A 17,750-nucleotide genomic window follows, 5' to 3' on the forward strand; every position below is an offset into this window, starting at 1 on the left:
CGCTTGTATGTTTAGACTTGAAGGGGTGGGCGGGACTAAAAGCTCGATTCCGACTCTAGCCAGTACGGACCGTGGGAGACTTCTCGTCCCGCCCTTTCTACCTAAAGCGCCGATAAGGAATTCATCGGTAAAACCGACGATAGAGGCAAGCCAGCGCTACGGTAGACCCCGACAAGCTCTTAAACCCTAGCTCCGAGGATTCGTCATGACAATCCTTACCTCGCCAACGGTGATTGGTGTCGATGTGGCCAAGGCCGAAATCGTTGTTTATCGCGAAGATCTGGAAATTACCCAGGTCATCAACAATGACCGCACGTCTGTAGGTCGTTGGCTGAAGACCTTGCCCGCACAAAGCTCGATCGCTCTGGAAGCCACTAATCTCTACCACCTGGACACGGCCGAACTGGCCCATGGTATGGGGCATCGGGTTTACGTCGTGGACCCTTACCGGGTGAGCCATTACCGCGAAAGCATCGGTCAGCGTGCAAAAACCGACCCTTGTGATGCACGTCTTCTGGCGCGTTATCTAACCAGTGAACAGCACCGGCTGCGGGTCTGGAGCCCACCACCACGGCACTACACGGTGTTGAAAAGTCTGCTTAACAAGCGTGCGCAGCTGATGAAGGCCCGAGTCAGTATCATGCTGAGCTGGTCAAACGAACCTCTCCTTGAAGATCTTTTGGCCCGTGGGTTGGAGCATTTCAAACAGCTTGATCAAGCCATTCAGGAATTACTCCGCAAAGTCAGCCAAGAGGCCGGCATTAGCGAAAACATCAGACGCTGCAAAGCGATTGAAGGGATTGGTGAACTCACGGCAACGGGCTTGGCAACTACGTATATGCGAGGTGAGTTCGCCAGCGCCGATGCGTTCATCGCCTTTCTGGGAATGGATTTGAAGGCAAAGGACTCAGGCAAGAAACACAGTCCTCGCCACTTGAGCAAAAAAGGTGACGGAGAATTACGGCGTCTTGCACACAATGCAGCTATGGCAGCTTGTCGGTCCCCTGTTTGGAAACCGTTCTATGAATCCTATCTGGCAAGAGGTCTAGCCAGAACTCAGGCTTTGGTCATCCTCGCCCGTAAGCTTTGCCGGGTGGCATTCGCCCTCATGAAAAATCAGAGCGAATACCAACCCAATTTAAGGTTGCAGGGTTCCCCTGCAACATAGAATCTCCCACATCGACCTGTCCAAATCCCGGGTTTTGTAGGACAAAACCCCGCAGATCAGGCCCGCCGGCCCGCTGAATCGCATCAGTAACGCCGGTAACACTCCCCTCGTAACAATGCGGTAACACATGCAATTGACTTCCTGAGGCCTCATCACGACTATAGGCGTCCCGCTGCCGCCAACCCGGCATACAAGGGCGCAATCCAGGCCTTATAAGCACGACAAAAGAGCGTGCGCCTGAATAGATGACGAATCACGCGCGTTACTCGCAGTAGTTTCCAGAGCGCCTGAACGAGGATTTCTTACATGCCAGCCATCACCCTGACCACGCTCCAGAGCCTCAAGCAGAAAGGTGAAAAGATCACCATGCTGACCTGCTATGACGCGACCTTCGCCCACGCCTGCAACGAGGCCGGTGTCGAAGTGCTGCTGGTGGGCGACTCCCTCGGCATGGTCCTGCAGGGTCACGACAGCACCCTGCCGGTGACCACCGCAGAAATGGCCTACCACGTTGCCAGCGTCAAACGCGGCAACTCTGATGCCCTGATCCTGGCTGACCTGCCGTTCATGGCCAACGCCACCCTCGAGCAAACCATGACCAACAGTGCCCTGCTGATGCAGGCTGGCGCGCACATGGTCAAGGTCGAAGGCGCCTTGTGGCTGGCGGACTCGATCCGCCTGCTGGCCGAACGCGGCGTGCCGGTCTGCGCTCACATGGGCCTGACCCCGCAAGCCGTGAACATTCTCGGTGGCTATAAAGTGCAGGGTCGCAACGAGAACCAGGCACGCCAGATGCGCGCCGACGCGATCTCCCTGGAGCAGGCCGGCGCGGCCATGCTGCTGCTTGAATGCGTGCCGAGCGAACTGGCGGCTGAAATCACCCAAGCGGTGAAGATTCCGGTGATCGGCATTGGCGCTGGCAGCGACACCGACGGCCAGGTGCTGGTACTGCACGACATGCTCGGTCTGTCGATCAGCGGCCGTGTGCCAAAATTCGTGAAGAACTTCATGCAGGGTCAGGACAGCATCCAGTCCGCGCTGAAGGCTTACGTCAGTGAAGTCAAAGCCACCACTTTCCCCGGGATCGAACACGGATTCTCTGCATGAACACCGTCAAAACCGTACGTGAACTGCGCGCCGCCGTGGCGCGCGCCCGCAGTGAAGGCAAGCGCATCGGCTTCGTGCCGACCATGGGCAACCTGCACAGCGGCCACATTGCCCTGATCACCAAAGCCACTCAGCGCGTGGACTTTGTGGTCGCGAGCATTTTCGTCAACCCGCTGCAGTTCGGCGCCGGCGAAGACCTCGACAAATACCCGCGTACCCTGGCGGCAGATCAGGAAAAACTGCTGGAAGCCGGATGCGATCTGCTGTTCGCCCCGACTGTCGAAGAAATGTATCCCGACGGCATGGCCGGTCAGACCCGGGTCAGCGTGCCGCAACTGTCCGAAGGACTCTGCGGCGCCAGCCGTCCGGGGCACTTCGAAGGTGTGGCGACGGTGGTCAGCAAACTGTTCAACATGGTCCAGCCGGACCTGGCGATCTTCGGCCAGAAAGACTTCCAGCAATTGGCGGTAATCCGCGCGCTGGTACACGACCTGAACATGCCGATCCAGATCATCGGCGAGCCGACCGTACGCGCAGCCGACGGTCTGGCGCTGTCCTCGCGCAACGGTTTCCTCAGTGAAGAACAGCGCGCCGTGGCGCCAGTGGTCTATCGCACCCTGAGCAGCATTGCCGAGTCGATCAAGCAGGGCGAGCGCGACTTCCCTGCCCTGATCCAGGCGCAACGCCAGCAACTGGAAGCTGCCGGCCTGCGTCCGGATTATCTGGAAATCCGCCACGCCCTGACCCTGCGTCCGGCAACGGCCGAGGATCGCGATCTGGTGATTCTGGTCGCGGCCTTCCTAGGCTCCACCCGGTTGATCGACAACCTGCACTTGAATCTCGATACCCCCGCCTGAACACCGGCAAACGCTGTGGGAGCCCCCCCCGCTCCCACAGCGTTTGCACGCACTTCCAGACCGTATTGCTGAGCACCTGCCCATCGGGCAAACTCCCGCCGTTCGACTCGACACCAATAGCAGGGACTGCTCGCATTACCCGCCGTTTGTCGGCCCCGTCTGTTATCAATGTTAAAAAAGTACCGAAAACAGGTCAGACAAAGCCAAGACAGATCGCGGCGCTGGGTTTACTGTATTCGCCCTGCGCCAAAGTAATCGTGTCGACGCAGTTGCCCCCTCGCCCAAACATGGCGGGGAGGTCTTTTCAGTGTTCAAAAGGCCGTTCAAGTAAAAAGGAAAACCGCAGCGATGGCGTACTACCGCACTCCTCATGACGTTACCGCTCTGCCTGCCTGGCAAGCGTTGAAAGATCACCGCCAAGCCATGCAGGATTTCAGCATGCGCGAAGCCTTCAACGCCGATCCGCAGCGCTTCAATCAGTTCACTCTCAGCAGCTGCGGACTGTTTCTCGACTATTCGAAGAATCTGATCAACGCCGAGACCCGCAACCTGCTGGTGGGTCTGGCCAATGAAGTCGATCTCAAAGGCGCGATCAAGGCGCTGTTCGATGGCGAAATCGTCAACTCTTCCGAAGGCCGCCCGGCGCTGCACACCGCCCTGCGTCGCCCGGTCGGCGACAAGCTGTCGGTCAACGGCGTCAACGTGATGCCTGAAGTACACAAGGTGCTGAACCAGATCACCGATCTCGTGGGCCGCATCCACGACGGTCTGTGGCGCGGTTACACCGAGAAGCCGATCACTGACGTGGTGAACATCGGCATCGGTGGCTCGTTCCTCGGCCCCGAGCTGGTCTCCGAAGCCCTGCTGTCCTACGCCCAGAAAGGCGTGCGTTGCCATTACCTGGCGAACATCGACGGCAGCGAGTTCCACGAGCTGACGCAAAAACTGCGCGCCGAGACCACGCTGTTCATCGTTTCGTCGAAATCGTTCAACACCCTCGAAACCCTGAAGAACGCTCAGGCCGCCCGTGCCTGGTACCTGGCTCAGGGCGGTTCGGAAGCCGAGCTGTATCGCCACTTCATCGCCGTATCGAGCAACAACGCGGCAGCCGTGGCCTTCGGTATCCGCGAAGAGAACATCTTCCCGATGTGGGACTGGGTCGGCGGTCGGTACTCGCTGTGGTCGGCCATCGGTCTGCCGATCGCGCTGGCCATCGGCATGTCCAACTTCAAGGAACTGCTGTCCGGTGCCTACACCATGGACCAGCATTTCCAGAGCGCGCCATTCGAACAGAACATGCCGGTGCTGCTGGCCCTGCTCGGTGTGTGGTACGGCAACTTCTGGGGCGCGCAAAGCCACGCGATCCTGCCGTACGACCACTACCTGCGTAACATCACCAAGCACTTGCAACAGCTGGACATGGAATCCAACGGCAAGAGCGTACGTCAGGACGGCACCGCGGTGTCGACCGATACCGGTCCGGTGATCTGGGGCGGCGTCGGTTGCAACGGTCAGCACGCTTATCACCAGCTGCTGCACCAGGGCACCCAACTGATCCCGGCGGACTTCATCGTGCCGATCGTCAGCTTCAACCCGGTCTCCGACCACCATCAGTGGCTGTACGCCAACTGCCTGTCGCAGAGCCAGGCGCTGATGCTCGGCAAGACCCTGCCGGAAGCCGAAACCGAACTGCGCGACAAGGGCATGAGCGAAGACCAGGTGCAGAAACTCGCACCGCACAAGGTGATTCCGGGCAACCGTCCGAGCAACACCCTGGTGGTCGAGCGCATCAGCCCGCGTCGTCTCGGTGCATTGGTGGCGATGTACGAACACAAAGTCTTCGTGCAAAGCGTGGTCTGGGGCATCAACGCCTTCGACCAGTGGGGCGTGGAACTGGGCAAGGAACTGGGCAAGGGCGTCTACAACCGTCTGGTCGGCAGCGAAGAAACCGCCGCTGAAGACGCGTCCACCCAGGGCCTGATCAACTACTTCCGCGGCCGTCACCGCGGCTGATCCAGCCTTGAATACACCCCCTCGCCATGAGGGGGTGTTTGTTTACAGGTATTGAACCCTCCACGCTCTCGGCGCATCTTTATCCTTGTCGCACAACAAGAATAAGGAACCGTCATGTTCGATATCAGCACGTTCCCCAAAGCCGATGCCGTCCGCCGGGCTGCACAGTTGAGTCAGGACGACTACCAGCGCCTGTACCGCGAATCCATTGAACACCCCAGCACCTTCTGGGCCGAACAGGCCACACGCTTCCTCGACTGGAGCACACCGTGGCAGACCGTCCAGCGCTATGACCTGAAGACCGGCGAAGCCGCCTGGTTCGCCGGTGGCAAGCTGAACGTCAGCTACAACTGCATTGACCGTCATCTGGAAAAGCGTGGCGATCAGACCGCCATCCTCTGGGAAGGCGACGACCCCGCCGAATCGACACAAATCACCTACAGCAAACTCCATCACCACGTCTGCCGCCTGGCCAACGTGCTGAAAAGCCGTGGCGTAAAGAAAGGCGACCGGGTTTGCATCTACATGCCGATGATCCCCGAAGCCGCCTACGCGATGCTCGCCTGCGCGCGGATCGGCGCGATTCATTCGGTGGTGTTTGGCGGGTTCTCCCCGGACTCATTGCGCGACCGCATTCTCGACGCCGACTGCCGCACTGTGATCACCGCCGACGAGGGCGTGCGCGGTGGCAAATTCGTGCCGCTGAAACAGAACGTCGACAAGGCTCTGCAGAGTTGCCCGAATGTCAGCACCGTCGTGGTGGTCGAGCGCACCCAGAATAAAGTCGACTGGGTCGAAGGCCGCGACCTCTGGTATCACCAGGCCGTGCACGACGTCAGTAACGATTGCCCGCCGGAACCGATGGACGCCGAAGACCCGCTGTTCATCCTCTACACCTCCGGCAGCACCGGCAAACCCAAGGGCGTGCTGCACACCACCGGCGGTTACCTGCTGCAAGCGGCGATGACCTTCAAGTACGTCCTCGACTACCGCGATGGCGAAGTGTTCTGGTGCACCGCCGACGTCGGCTGGGTCACCGGCCACAGCTATATCGTCTACGGCCCGCTGGCCAACGGCGCGACCACCCTGATCTTCGAAGGCGTGCCGAGCTACCCGAGCACTTCGCGGTTCTGGCAGGTGATCGACAAACACAAGGTCAACATCTTCTACACCGCCCCCACCGCCCTGCGCGCACTGATGCGTGAAGGCGCCGGCCCCTTGCAGGAAACGTCGCGACAAAGCCTCAGATTGCTCGGCAGTGTCGGTGAGCCGATCAACCCGGAAGCGTGGGAATGGTATTTCAACGTCGTAGGCGAACAACGCTGCCCGATAGTCGATACGTGGTGGCAGACCGAAACCGGCGGCATCATGCTCAGCCCGCTGGTCAGCGCCCAACGGATCAAACCGGGCTGCGCCACCCAGCCGATGTTCGGCGTGCAACCGGTGCTGCTCGATGAGCACGGCAAGGAAATCAAAGGCGCTGGCAGCGGCGTGCTGGCGATCAAGTCGAGCTGGCCGGCGCAGATCCGCAGCGTCTACGGCGATCCGCAGCGCATGGTCGACACCTACTTCAAGCCCTATCCCGGTTACTACTTCACCGGCGACGGCGCCCGCAGGGACGAGGACGGCGATTACTGGATCACCGGGCGCATCGATGACGTGATCAATGTCTCCGGCCATCGCATCGGCACCGCCGAGGTGGAGAGCGCGCTGGTGCTGCACGACAGCATCGCCGAGGCCGCCGTGGTCGGTTATCCCCACGACGTCAAAGGTCAGGGGATTTATGCGTTCGTCACACCAATGAATGGCACCGAGCCCAACGATGAACTGAAGAAAGAATTGCTGGCCCACGTCAGCAAGGAAATCGGCAGCTTCGCCAAACCGGACCTTATCCAGTGGGCCCCGGCACTGCCGAAGACCCGCTCGGGCAAGATCATGCGGCGGATCCTGCGCAAGATCGCCTGCAACGAGCTCGACAGCCTCGGCGATACCTCAACCCTGGCGGATCCGAGCGTGGTGCAGGGCTTGATCGATAAACGCTTGAACCAATAGGAGCAGCGGNTTGAAGCTCGCCGCTTGCCGCCAAGTTGCTGCTAAACTCCCGCGCCCCGATTCCCTCCAGCAAGGCGCCCGCATGTCTTCCTTAAACCTGGCGCTGCGCGCCGCCCTCGACCAACGCCAGGATCTGCTCGCCGAGCTGCACAGTCAGGGCACCGACTGCTATCGGCTGTTCCACGGCAGCCAGGAAGGTGCCGGCGGCCTGACCATCGACCGCTACGGCCCGCAACTGATGGTGCAAAGTTTCCACCAGACCCTGGCGCGTGAAGACCTGCTGCAACTGCACACCATGGTCAACCAGACTCTTGGTCTGGAAACCCTGCTGGTCTACAACGACCGCTCCCGTGGCAACTCGCGGATCGATCGTGAAGACAGCGTCTACCGCGCCGACGACGCCGCGCTGGCCGATCTGGTCGGCCACGAATGGGGCCTGAACTATCGCGTGCGCGGACGTCACGCCGGGCAGGATCCGCTGCTGTTCCTCGACCTGCGCAACACCCGCGGCTGGGTCAAGGATCACGCCAAGGGTAAAAGTGTGCTCAATCTGTTCGCCTACACCTGCGGCGTCGGTCTCAGCGCAGCGGCCGGCGGTGCGCGCGAGGTGTGCAACCTGGATTTCGCCGAGGGCAATCTGGCGGTGGGGCGCGAGAACGGTCAGCTCAATCCGCAACTGCCGACCATGGAATTCATCCAGTCCGACTACTTCCCGGCGATCCGCCAACTGGCCGGCCTGCCGATCAGCCAGCGTCGCGGGCAGAAATTGCCGAGCTATCAGCGCCTCGAACAGCGCCAGTACGATCTGGTGCTGCTCGACCCACCCGCATGGGCCAAGAGCGCCTTCGGCACCGTTGACCTGCTGCGTGATTATCAAAGCCTGCTCAAGCCAGCCCTGCTGACCACCGCCGAGAATGGCGTGCTGATTTGCTGCAACAATCTGGCGAAAGTCAGCATGGACGACTGGCGCGAGCAGGTGCTGCGCTGCGCCGAAAAAGCCGGGCGACCGGTACGAGAATGGAGCGTGATGACACCGGGTCGGGACTTCCCGTCGCTGGATCAGCAGCCACCGCTGAAGACCCTGATCCTCCAGCTTTAAAAGCAATGCAGGAAATTTCCCACGGAAAAATCTGAACAATCCTGAGCGCCGGCATTTGCTTCGGAACCGGAATCGCGTGCCATACTCCAAGGCACTCCGATTCAGACAGATGAAGCCGCACATGCCCAAAGGATTGATTCGCGCGATTGGCGCCCTGTTGACTGCTCTGGCCCTCTACAGCCTGCTGGGGTTCCTGATTCTGCCGGGCATTGCACTCAGGGTGGCCAACCAGCAACTGGCCAACTACGCCACGGTCCCCGCGCATCTGCAGCGTATCGAACTCAACCCGTTCAGCCTGGAACTCACGCTGTGGGGCCTGGTGATCGGCGAGCCGGGCAAGGAACAGGTCGGCTTCGAACGTCTGTACGCCAACCTGCAACTCGACAGCCTGTGGACCAAGGCCCTGCATCTGTCCGACATCGAACTGGAAAAATCCAGGACCGAGATCCTGTTCGCCAAGGACGGTCAGCTCAACCTCCTCGGCCTGTTCAAGCTCCCCGCGAGCGAGCCAACCCCGGCCGATCCCGACGCCAAACCGTTTCCGCTGCGCATCGACCGGATCCAGCTGGCCGGCGGCAACCTGCACTTCGTGGATGCGCGCCCCAGCGAGCCGATCGAATTTCTTTACGACAAGCTCGACTTCGAGCTGAAAAACCTCAGCACCCTGCCCGAAGACAACGCCGACATGACGCTCGTCGCGATCGGCCCGGCCGGTGGGCAGATCGACTGGAAAGGCAACTTCAGCCTGATCCCGATCGCCTCCGAGGGCACCCTCAAGATCACCGACGGCCAGATGAAAGCCTTCTGGCCCTACGTGCGTGATGCCGTGCCACTGGTGCTGGAAAACGGGGTCGTCAGCCTGAGCACCGATTACAAGCTCAACCTGTCCAAGGAAACCGAACTGCTGCTGAGCAATGTGGCGGTCAATATCGCGCCGTTCGCCATCAAGGCACCGGACGGACGCCCGCTGGCGAAACTCGAACGTCTCGACGTCAGCGACACCACGGTGGACCTGGCCAAGCAGCAAGTGGTGGTCGGCAAGATCCGCAGTCAGAAACTGGAAACCTGGGCGGCGCTGGAAGCGGACGGCCAACTGGACTGGCAAAAACTGTTCGCCAGCCAACCATCGAAACCCGCTGCCAAAGCTGCAGCGGAGCCGAAAAGCACCCCGGCGGCCGCCGACTCGCCGAAACCCGAGCCGACCGCGCCGAGCAAGCCGTGGCAAGTGCTGGTCAAGGACGTGCAACTGCGTGACTACAAAGTGCATCTGGCCGACCGCTCGGCGAAGCCGGAAGTCACGCTGGATGTCACGCCGCTGAACGTCGATCTGCAGAATTTCGACAGCCTCAACGGCTCGCCCTTCAACCTCAGGCTCGACTCCGGCCTTGGCAAGCAAGGCAGGATCAGCGCTGACGGCGTGGTCAACCTGGCCCCGGTCACCGCACAGCTCAACGTGAAAACCCAGGACATCGACCTGCGGGTCGCACAGTCCTACATCAACCCGTTCATTCGTCTCGAACTGCGCAGCGGCATGCTCGGCAGCGACCTCAAAGTGAACCTGAAAAGCACTGACCCGCTGGCCCTCAGCGTCACCGGTCGTGCTCAGATCGATCAGTTGCACACCCTCGACACCCTGAAAACCCGCGATTTCCTCAAATGGCAGCAGGTGGTGGTCGAAGGCCTGAACTATCAGCACGGCGACAGCCTGTCGATCGACAGGGTCAACCTGTTCCAGCCGTATGCACGGTTCATGATCAACGATGACCGCACCACCAACATCGACGACCTGCTGATCCCGCAGCCGGCCGATTCCGGGGCGAAGACCGCCGCGGCGAAACCGGCGAGCAATGACAAACCGCTGGGTATTCACATCGGCGGCATCGCGATCAACGACGGCTCGGCCAACTTCGCCGACTTCAGCCTGACCCCGAACTTCGCCACCGCCGTTCAGCAGCTCAACGGCCAGATCGGTACCATCGACAGCCGTCAGGCGAAACCGGCCAGTGTCGACATCAAGGGCAAGGTCGACCGCTATGCGCCAGTGACCATCAAGGGCGCGGTCAACCCGTTCGACCCGATGGCCAGCCTCGATATTGCTACCAGCTTCAAACGGGTAGAGCTGACAACCCTGACGCCATACTCCGGCAAGTTCGCCGGCTACCGGATCCGCAAGGGCCGGCTCAACCTCGACCTGCATTACCTGATCACCAAAGGCCAGCTCAAGGCCGAGAACAAAGTGGTGGTCGAGCAGTTGCAACTGGGTGAGAAAGTCGACAGCCCGGATGCCGTGAGCCTGCCGCTGAAACTGGCGATCGCCCTGCTCAAGGACGTCGATGGCAAGATCTCCATCGAACTGCCGGTCACCGGTGACCTGAACAACCCGCAATTCAGCGTCATGCCGATTGTCTGGCAGACCCTGCGCAACCTGATCGTCAAGGCCGCCGCCGCACCGTTCAAGCTGATTGGCGGTCTTGTCAGCGGTGGCGGCTCGGAAGACCTCGGCACCGTGTCCTTCGCACCGGGTTCCAGCGACCTGAGCAAAGATGCCGAAGCGGCGCTGGTGAAACTGTCACAAGCGCTGAAGGAGCGTCCCGCCCTGCGCCTGGAAATCGAAGGCACGGCGGCAAAAAGCAGTGATGGCCCGTTGCTCGCCGAACAGCGCCTGGAACGTGAATACCAGTACAACTACTACAAGATGCTCCAGCGCCGCGGCGACAAGGTGCCGGCTCAGGCTTCGCTGATCCAGGTACCGGAAAACGAAAAAGGCCCGCTGCTTGAGGGCATCTATCGCACTCGCCTGAAAACCCAGCCACCGGCCGAATGGAAGGATCTGGGCAAGGAAGAGCGCACCGCGAAAATGCGCGCCGACGTGATCAAGTTCTGGAGTTCCAGCGATGTGCTGCTGCGCCAGCTCGGTCAGGACCGTGCCAGCAGCATCAAGGACTACCTGGTGGACAAAGGCCAATTGGCCGACGATCGCGTGTACTTCATCGACGCCAATCTCGGCGAAGCGGAGAGCGACGGCCGCGTGGTGACGCAAATGCATCTGGATGCCGAGTGATGAACTGCAAATGGCTGGCTGCACTGGGGCTGACGTTGATCGCCAGCCAGGCTGCGGCGTCCGATACCCTGCGTTGCGGCAGCCAGTTGGTGAGCCTAGGCGACCGTGCCAGCGAGGTGCTGCAAAAATGCGGCGAGCCGGTCAGTCGCGATCTGCTCGGTTACAAACGCAGCGCCAACCGTCGCGAAGAGTTTCAGGTCGAGGAATGGACCTACGGCCCGAGCAACGGCATGTATCAATACCTGCGCTTTGAAGGCAGTCGCCTGAAGCAGATCAACAGCAAACGCGGCAACTGACCTCCGCGCTTTTTCCTCCTCTGAAATAGAACAGGCCCCGACACATGTGCCGGGGCCTGTAATGGCCACAATCCGTGTGGCCGTTCGCATGAACTCTAAAGTGCGGCAGACGTATTGCTCGGCCCGCCTGTCGCGTCTTCTCCCGGTCCAGGCGAGAAGTCTTGCCTTACTCGGCTTTCAGGCCGTCAGCGGAGACCGCTTTCACGCCTTTGATTTTCTTGGTGATGTTCACGGCGGTGGTTTTCTGAGCCTCGGTGATCGCTACGTCAGAGGACAGGGAAACCACACCTTTGTTGGTTTCGACTTTGATGTCGGTACCAGGAATGCCTTTTTCGGTTACCAGGTCGCTTTTGACTTTGGTAGTGATCCAGGTATCGGAAGTAGCTTCTTTAGCCTTGGTGACTTCACCGGCAGCCAGGGTCATTGGCGCCTGAGTGGTCTGAGTCGATTGAGCAAATGCACCGGAGGCCATGGTCAGGGTCAGCGCGGTAGCAGCAGCGGCAGTGATAGCGAACTTCTTCATACGAGTAACTCCTGTTTTTCTGGAAAGTCTGCTGGTTGTCTTGTCAGCAGGGTTACCGAGGTAATTGCGAACACTGTGCCAACTTTTTCGAATTAAAAATATCCTTTAAATTCAACAAGTTAACCAAAACAGAAATTTCCGGAATCATGCAATTTGCATGACATGGCCAATATTTACATGCAAGTTGCGGCTTTTCGGAAAGTTCCTAACACCCTGAAATTATTGAAGCTTTTGTGAAGTCTCGCGCCATAAAAAATGCCCCGCAAAGCAGGGCATCTCTTGCTGTATCGCTTGAGAATCAAGCGCCGCTGCCAGGGCAACCTCTCGGCGCGTATTCATTGTTGACCGTAGAAGCACATGTCCAGACACCCGACGTGGCACCGGTGGCCGCGCCAGAGCGGGTGAGCGTAATGGTTTTACCCAGCACCGGACCTGGTGCATTAACCAGCGTACATGTAATGGTGCCAGCGCCAGTCGCCGCGGTGCCTGTAACCGTCAACGTACAGTTGGAGGTGGCGGCTGTACCGCCATTCACATTGGTTATATCCGGAGCGGTACCTTGGTTGATGGTGTCCTCGAACGGCACCTTCATCGCACTGATCTCGGCCAACCCCGCCGTCACCTTCGACCGCGCCTGATACTTGGAATACTGGGGCAGCGCCACAGTGGCCAAAATACCGATGATCGCAACGACGATCAGCAGCTCGATCAGAGTGAAACCTTGTTGTTTGTTCATAGACACGCTCCATGCATGAGTCGGAATCTCATGATCTGGAAAGTACTCAGCACAGCCCGTGCCAAGCGCTTGCAGCCCCGGTCTGCCGGGCATCATCCGGACGCCGTGCCGTTTCCTACACCCCGTAGCCGCACTATCTGACACTTTTTGTCACCTGCACCCCGCGTGTTTGGCGCTGTCACTTGACTAGGCTATAAGTCATGAACGGCAAGCACGTGGAAACCCCATGAATGACATCGCTCTGAGCGGTCTGGCCAAACAACTGGTCCAGGCCGAATTGCTCACGGAAAAGAGTGCCCAGCAAGCCTGGCAACAGGCGCAGCGCAATCGCCTGTCGCTGGTCAGCTACCTGGTGCAGAACAAACTGGTGAAGAGCTGGCAGGTCGCCGAGATTGCCTCGGAGCATTTCGGCATGGCATTTCTCGACCTCAACTGTCTCGACAGGGAAACTCAGCCCAAGGGCCTGGTCAGCGAAAAACTGGTGCGCCAGCACCACGCCCTGCCCCTCTGGCGGCGCGGCAACAAACTGTTCGTGGGGATTTCCGACCCGAGCAATCATCAGGCGATCAATGACATCCAGTTCAGCACCGGGCTGAGCACCGAAGCCATTCTGGTCGAGGACGACAAGCTCACCGACGCCATCGAAAAATTCTTCGACACCCACGCCACCGGACTGGAGGAAATGGCCGATGTCGACCTCGACGGGCTGGACATCGAGTCGGTCGACGACAGCAAACAGGACACGCTCGGCGGCATCGATGCCGACGATGCCCCGGTGGTGCGTTTTGTTCACAAGATGCTGCTGGACGCGATCAAGAGCGGCTCGTCCGACCTGCACTTCGAGCCTTACGAAAAAAACTACCGGGTGCGGGTGCGCACCGACGGCATTCTGCGGGAGGTGGCGAAGCCGCCGATTCAGCTCGCCGGGCGTATTGCCGCGCGGCTGAAGGTCATGGCCAGCCTCGACATTTCAGAACGACGCAAACCTCAGGACGGGCGGATCAAGATGCGTCTGTCGAAAAGCAAGTCGATCGATTTCCGGGTCAACACCCTGCCCACCCTCTGGGGCGAAAAAGTGGTGATTCGAATCCTCGACCCCTCCAGCGCCCAGATCGGCATTGATGCCCTCGGCTACGAGCCGGAGCAGAAAGACCTGTACATGGCCGCCCTCAAACAGCCCCAGGGCATGATTCTGGTGACAGGTCCCACCGGCTCGGGCAAGACCGTCTCGCTGTACACCGGGCTGAATATCCTCAATACCGTCGACATCAATATCTCCACCGCCGAAGACCCGGTGGAGATCAACATGGAAGGCATCAACCAGGTCAACGTCAATCCGCGCCAAGGGATGGACTTTGCCCAGGCCCTGCGCTCGTTCCTGCGTCAGGACCCGGACGTGATCATGGTCGGCGAGATCCGCGATCTCGAAACCGCCGAAATCGCGATCAAGGCCGCCCAGACCGGGCACCTTGTATTGTCCACCCTGCACACCAACAGCGCGGCGGAAACCCTCACTCGCCTGCACAACATGGGCATTCCCGGCTTCAACATTGCGACCTCGGTGAGCCTGATCATTGCCCAGCGTCTTGCGCGAAAACTCTGCAGCCATTGCAAGAAACCCATCGAGATCCCCCGCGGGACCCTGATCAAGGAAGGCTTCCCCGAGGAACGCATCGGCAGTTTCACGATCTATGAGCCCGCCGGTTGCGATCACTGCAACGGTGGTTACAAGGGACGCGTGGGGATTTATGAAGTGGTGAAGAACACCCCCGAGCTGCAACGGCTGATCATGGCCGAGGGCAATTCATTGGAAATCGATGCCCGGATGCGTCGGGACGGATTCAACGACCTGCGCACATCGGGCCTGATCAAGGCCATGCAAGGCATTACCAGCCTTGAAGAAATCAACCGGGTCACCAAGGACTGAACATGGCGGTCAAGGCAGCAAAAATCAGCGTCTACGCCTGGGAAGGCACGGACCGCAAAGGCAGCAAGGTGACCGGCGAGTTGAGCGGCCAGAACCCCGCGCTGGTCAAGGCCCAATTGCGCAAGCAGGGCATCAACCCCGGCAAGGTACGCAAGAAGTCCGCTTCGCTACTGAGCTTCGGCCAGCGCATCAAGGCCCAGGACATTGCCCTGTTCACCCGGCAGATGGCGACCATGATGAAGGCCGGTGTGCCACTGTTGCAGTCGTTCGACATCATCGGCGAAGGCTTCGAAAACCCGGCCATGCGCAAACTGGTCGACGAGGAGAAACAGGAGGTCGCCGCCGGTAACAGTTTCGCCGCCGCGCTGCGCAAGAAGCCGCAATATTTCGACGAGTTGTACTGCAACCTGGTGGATGCCGGCGAGCAGTCCGGCGCCCTCGACACCCTGCTGGAGCGGGTTGCGACCTACAAGGAAAAGAGTGAAAGCCTCAAGGCCAAGATCAAGAAGGCCATGACCTACCCGACCGCCGTCGTGCTGGTGGCGGCGGTGGTCACCGGGATTCTGCTGGTCAAGGTAGTGCCGCAGTTCCAGGCGGTATTCTCCGGCTTCGGTGCCGAACTGCCGGCCTTCACCTTGATGGTCATCAGCCTGTCCGAATTCATGCAGCAATGGTGGTGGGCAATTCTCGGTTTGCTGGTGGCCGGTTTTTTCGGTACCCGCCATGCCCTGAAAAAATCCCAGGCCCTGCGCGACCGGCGCGACGCCTGGTTTCTCAAGCTGCCGCTGGTGGGCACATTGATGTACAAGTCCGCCGTGGCGCGGTTTGCCCGGACCCTGTCGACCACCTTCGCGGCCGGCGTGCCACTGGTCGAAGCGCTGGATTCGGTGGCCGGGGCCACCGGCAACGTGGTGTTCAAGCGCGCCGTGCTGCGTATCCGCCAGGACGTTTCCACCGGCATGCAGCTGAATTTCTCGATGCGCTCCACCGGCATCTTTCCGAACATGGCGGTGCAGATGACCGCCATCGGCGAAGAGTCCGGCGCGCTGGACGATATGCTCGACAAGGTCGCGGGGTTCTATGAGGACGAGGTGGATAACATGGTCGACAACCTCACCAGCCTGATGGAGCCGTTCATCATGGTGGTGCTTGGGGTGATCGTCGGCGGTCTGGTGGTGGCGATGTACCTGCCGATCTTCCAACTCGGCTCAGCGATCTGACATGCCTATCGACGAACTCTTCAGTCTCTATCCGCTGGCCTTTGTCTTCACCGCCCTCCTGCTGGGGCTGGTGGTGGGCAGTTTCCTCAACGTATTGATCTGGCGCCTGCCGAAAATGCTCGAGCGCGAATGGCGCCAGCAGGCTCACGATGTACTGGGCCTGCCCGGTGAATCGCCATTGCCCACCTACAACCTGATGCTGCCGCACTCGCAATGCCCGCACTGTGGCCACCGGATCCGCGCGTGGGAAAACATCCCGATGTTGAGTTACGTGTTCCTGCGCGGGCGCTGCTCAAGTTGCAGCGCCCCGATCAGCAAGCGCTACCCGCTCACCGAACTGGCCTGCGGCCTGCTCTCGGCATTCATTGCCTGGTACCTGGGTTTCGGCTGGCCGGCGTGCCTGCTGATCGTGCTGACCTGGGGCCTGTTGGCCATGAGTCTGATCGACACCGAACATCAGTTACTGCCCGATGTATTGGTGCTGCCGCTGCTGTGGTTGGGACTGATCGTCAACAGCTTCGAGCTGTTCGTATCGCTGCACGACGCACTGTGGGGCGCAGTGCTGGGCTATATGGCGCTGTGGACGGTGTTCTGGCTGTTCAAGCTGATCACCGGCAAGGACGGCATCGGTCACGGCGATTTCAAGCTGCTGGCGCTGCTCGGGGCCTGGGGCGGCTGGCAGATTCTGCCGCTGACCATCCTCTTGTCCTCGCTGGTGGGCGCCGTGCTCGGGGTGATTTTGCTCAAGCTGCGCGACCAGAAGACCTCGACGCCGATCCCCTTCGGCCCGTATCTGGCAATTGCCGGCTGGATTGCCTTGCTCTGGGGTGGTCAAATAACCGGCTTCTATTGGCAGTTTGTCGGTTTGAAATGAATACCCCTGTGGAAAAACCCTGGATTCTCGGCCTGACCGGCGGCATCGGCAGCGGTAAAAGTGCCGCTGCCCAGCACTTCATCGATCTTGGTGTCCACGTGGTGGACGCCGATCACGCGGCGCGCTGGGTGGTCGAACCGGGCCGTCCGGCGCTGGCGAAGATCGCCGAACACTTCGGCCCCGGTGTGTTGCAGGCCGACGGCACGCTGGATCGTGCAGCCCTGCGCAAACTGATCTTTGAGGTGCCGGAGCAACGGCGCTGGCTCGAAGCCTTGTTGCATCCGTTGATCGCCGAAGAAATCGCCCATCACCTGGCGCTGGCAAAATCGCCTTATGCGATTCTGGTTTCGCCGCTGCTGATCGAATCCGGGCAATACGCGATGACCCAGCGAATTCTGGTAATCGACGCCCCGCAACAACTGCAGATCGAACGCACCTTGCAGCGTGACCAGACCAGCGAACAGCAGGTCCAGGCGATCCTCAAGGCCCAGTCCAGCCGCGAAGACCGCGTCAGCCGTGCCGACGACGTGGTGGTCAACGACCGCGACCTCGCCTGGCTGCACAGCGAGGTCGAGCGCCTGCATCACTTTTACCTGACCTTATCCGGAGGCCAATCATGAGCCAGACCCCAACCGTCAACTGCCCGACCTGCGGCGCGCCCGTGGAATTCACCCCGGAAAACAAATACCGTCCGTTCTGCTCGGACCGCTGCAAGCTGATCGACCTCGGCGCCTGGGCGTCGGAAGAACACAAGATTCCGGTGGCCCCGGATGCCGAGGACGAACTGTTTTCCGGCGACTTCGACCCGCGTCACTGA

Annotated in this window: 15 protein-coding genes; 13 read left to right on the forward strand and 2 right to left on the reverse strand. The window is 60.2% G+C overall.

The features are described 5' to 3' along the window. Positions 1–205 precede the first annotated feature (205 nt). The 8 genes from ACTJK7_RS27040 to ACTJK7_RS27075 all read left to right on the forward strand — a co-directional run bounded on the left by ACTJK7_RS27040 (position 206) and on the right by ACTJK7_RS27075 (position 11,653). The gene (locus tag ACTJK7_RS27040; RefSeq protein WP_440779566.1) at positions 206–1,168 is read left to right on the forward strand and encodes an IS110 family transposase; all 963 of its coding nucleotides are present in this window, start codon (positions 206–208) and stop codon (positions 1,166–1,168) included. A 306-nt stretch (positions 1,169–1,474) separates the two neighbouring features. Then, on the forward strand, positions 1,475–2,275 hold the full coding sequence (gene panB / locus ACTJK7_RS27045) for a 3-methyl-2-oxobutanoate hydroxymethyltransferase (protein ID WP_011335970.1): 801 nt from the start codon (positions 1,475–1,477) through the stop codon (positions 2,273–2,275). Next, the gene (gene panC / locus ACTJK7_RS27050; RefSeq protein ID WP_108563268.1) at positions 2,272–3,132 is read left to right on the forward strand and encodes a pantoate--beta-alanine ligase; all 861 of its coding nucleotides are present in this window, start codon (positions 2,272–2,274) and stop codon (positions 3,130–3,132) included. The genes panB and panC overlap by 4 nt, the downstream gene beginning before the upstream one ends. 348 nt (positions 3,133–3,480) lie before the next feature. Next, the gene (gene pgi, locus ACTJK7_RS27055; RefSeq protein WP_064382071.1) at positions 3,481–5,145 is read left to right on the forward strand and encodes a glucose-6-phosphate isomerase; all 1,665 of its coding nucleotides are present in this window, start codon (positions 3,481–3,483) and stop codon (positions 5,143–5,145) included. A gap of 114 nt (positions 5,146–5,259) precedes the next feature. Continuing rightward, complete coding sequence (gene acs / locus ACTJK7_RS27060) at positions 5,260–7,197, forward strand: acetate--CoA ligase (RefSeq protein WP_440780353.1); 1,938 nt, start codon at positions 5,260–5,262, stop codon at positions 7,195–7,197. 82 nt (positions 7,198–7,279) lie between these two features. Continuing rightward, positions 7,280–8,296 (forward strand): class I SAM-dependent rRNA methyltransferase, encoded by a 1,017-nt coding sequence (locus ACTJK7_RS27065; RefSeq protein WP_064382073.1) that lies wholly within the window; start codon positions 7,280–7,282, stop codon positions 8,294–8,296. Positions 8,297–8,405: 109 nt separating this feature from the next. Beyond that, positions 8,406–11,357, forward strand: coding sequence for a DUF748 domain-containing protein (locus tag ACTJK7_RS27070; RefSeq protein ID WP_323150565.1), 2,952 nt, complete (start codon positions 8,406–8,408; stop codon positions 11,355–11,357). Beyond that, positions 11,357–11,653: a DUF2845 domain-containing protein gene (locus ACTJK7_RS27075; protein ID WP_064382075.1), complete on the forward strand. Its 297-nt coding sequence runs from the start codon at positions 11,357–11,359 to the stop codon at positions 11,651–11,653. Before ACTJK7_RS27070 ends, ACTJK7_RS27075 begins: the two co-directional genes overlap by 1 nt. A 166-nt stretch (positions 11,654–11,819) precedes the next feature. On the opposite strand, the gene ACTJK7_RS27080 is transcribed toward ACTJK7_RS27075, so the two are convergent. Beyond that, positions 11,820–12,176: a BON domain-containing protein gene (locus ACTJK7_RS27080; RefSeq protein ID WP_011335977.1), complete on the reverse strand. Its 357-nt coding sequence runs from the start codon at positions 12,174–12,176 to the stop codon at positions 11,820–11,822. 298 nt (positions 12,177–12,474) lie between these two features. After that, entirely contained in the window at positions 12,475–12,912 is a 438-nt protein-coding gene (locus tag ACTJK7_RS27085) for a pilin (protein WP_064382076.1), read from the reverse strand. Positions 12,913–13,138: 226 nt separating this feature from the next. Here ACTJK7_RS27085 and pilB point away from each other — a divergent pair, with 226 nt between their 5' ends. Genes pilB through yacG form a run of 5 tightly spaced genes read left to right on the forward strand, consistent with a single transcriptional unit; the run spans position 13,139 to position 17,750 of the window. Next, entirely contained in the window at positions 13,139–14,839 is a 1,701-nt protein-coding gene (pilB, locus tag ACTJK7_RS27090; RefSeq protein WP_108563271.1) for a type IV-A pilus assembly ATPase PilB, read from the forward strand. Between the two features lie 2 nt (positions 14,840–14,841). Next, positions 14,842–16,059, forward strand: a complete 1,218-nt coding sequence (locus ACTJK7_RS27095) for a type II secretion system F family protein (RefSeq protein WP_440780352.1) — start codon at positions 14,842–14,844, stop codon at positions 16,057–16,059. 1 nt (position 16,060) lies between these two features. Then, positions 16,061–16,933, forward strand: coding sequence for a prepilin peptidase (locus tag ACTJK7_RS27100; RefSeq protein ID WP_064382079.1), 873 nt, complete (start codon positions 16,061–16,063; stop codon positions 16,931–16,933). After that, positions 16,930–17,553: a dephospho-CoA kinase gene (coaE, locus tag ACTJK7_RS27105; RefSeq protein WP_064382080.1), complete on the forward strand. Its 624-nt coding sequence runs from the start codon at positions 16,930–16,932 to the stop codon at positions 17,551–17,553. The genes ACTJK7_RS27100 and coaE overlap by 4 nt, the downstream gene beginning before the upstream one ends. Beyond that, positions 17,550–17,750, forward strand: a complete 201-nt coding sequence (gene yacG, locus ACTJK7_RS27110) for a DNA gyrase inhibitor YacG (protein ID WP_011335983.1) — start codon at positions 17,550–17,552, stop codon at positions 17,748–17,750. The genes coaE and yacG overlap by 4 nt, the downstream gene beginning before the upstream one ends.

This window comes from Pseudomonas sp. 22085 (assembly GCF_052045815.1).
In the GTDB taxonomy this organism is placed as follows: Bacteria; Pseudomonadota; Gammaproteobacteria; order Pseudomonadales; family Pseudomonadaceae; genus Aquipseudomonas; species Aquipseudomonas glycinae.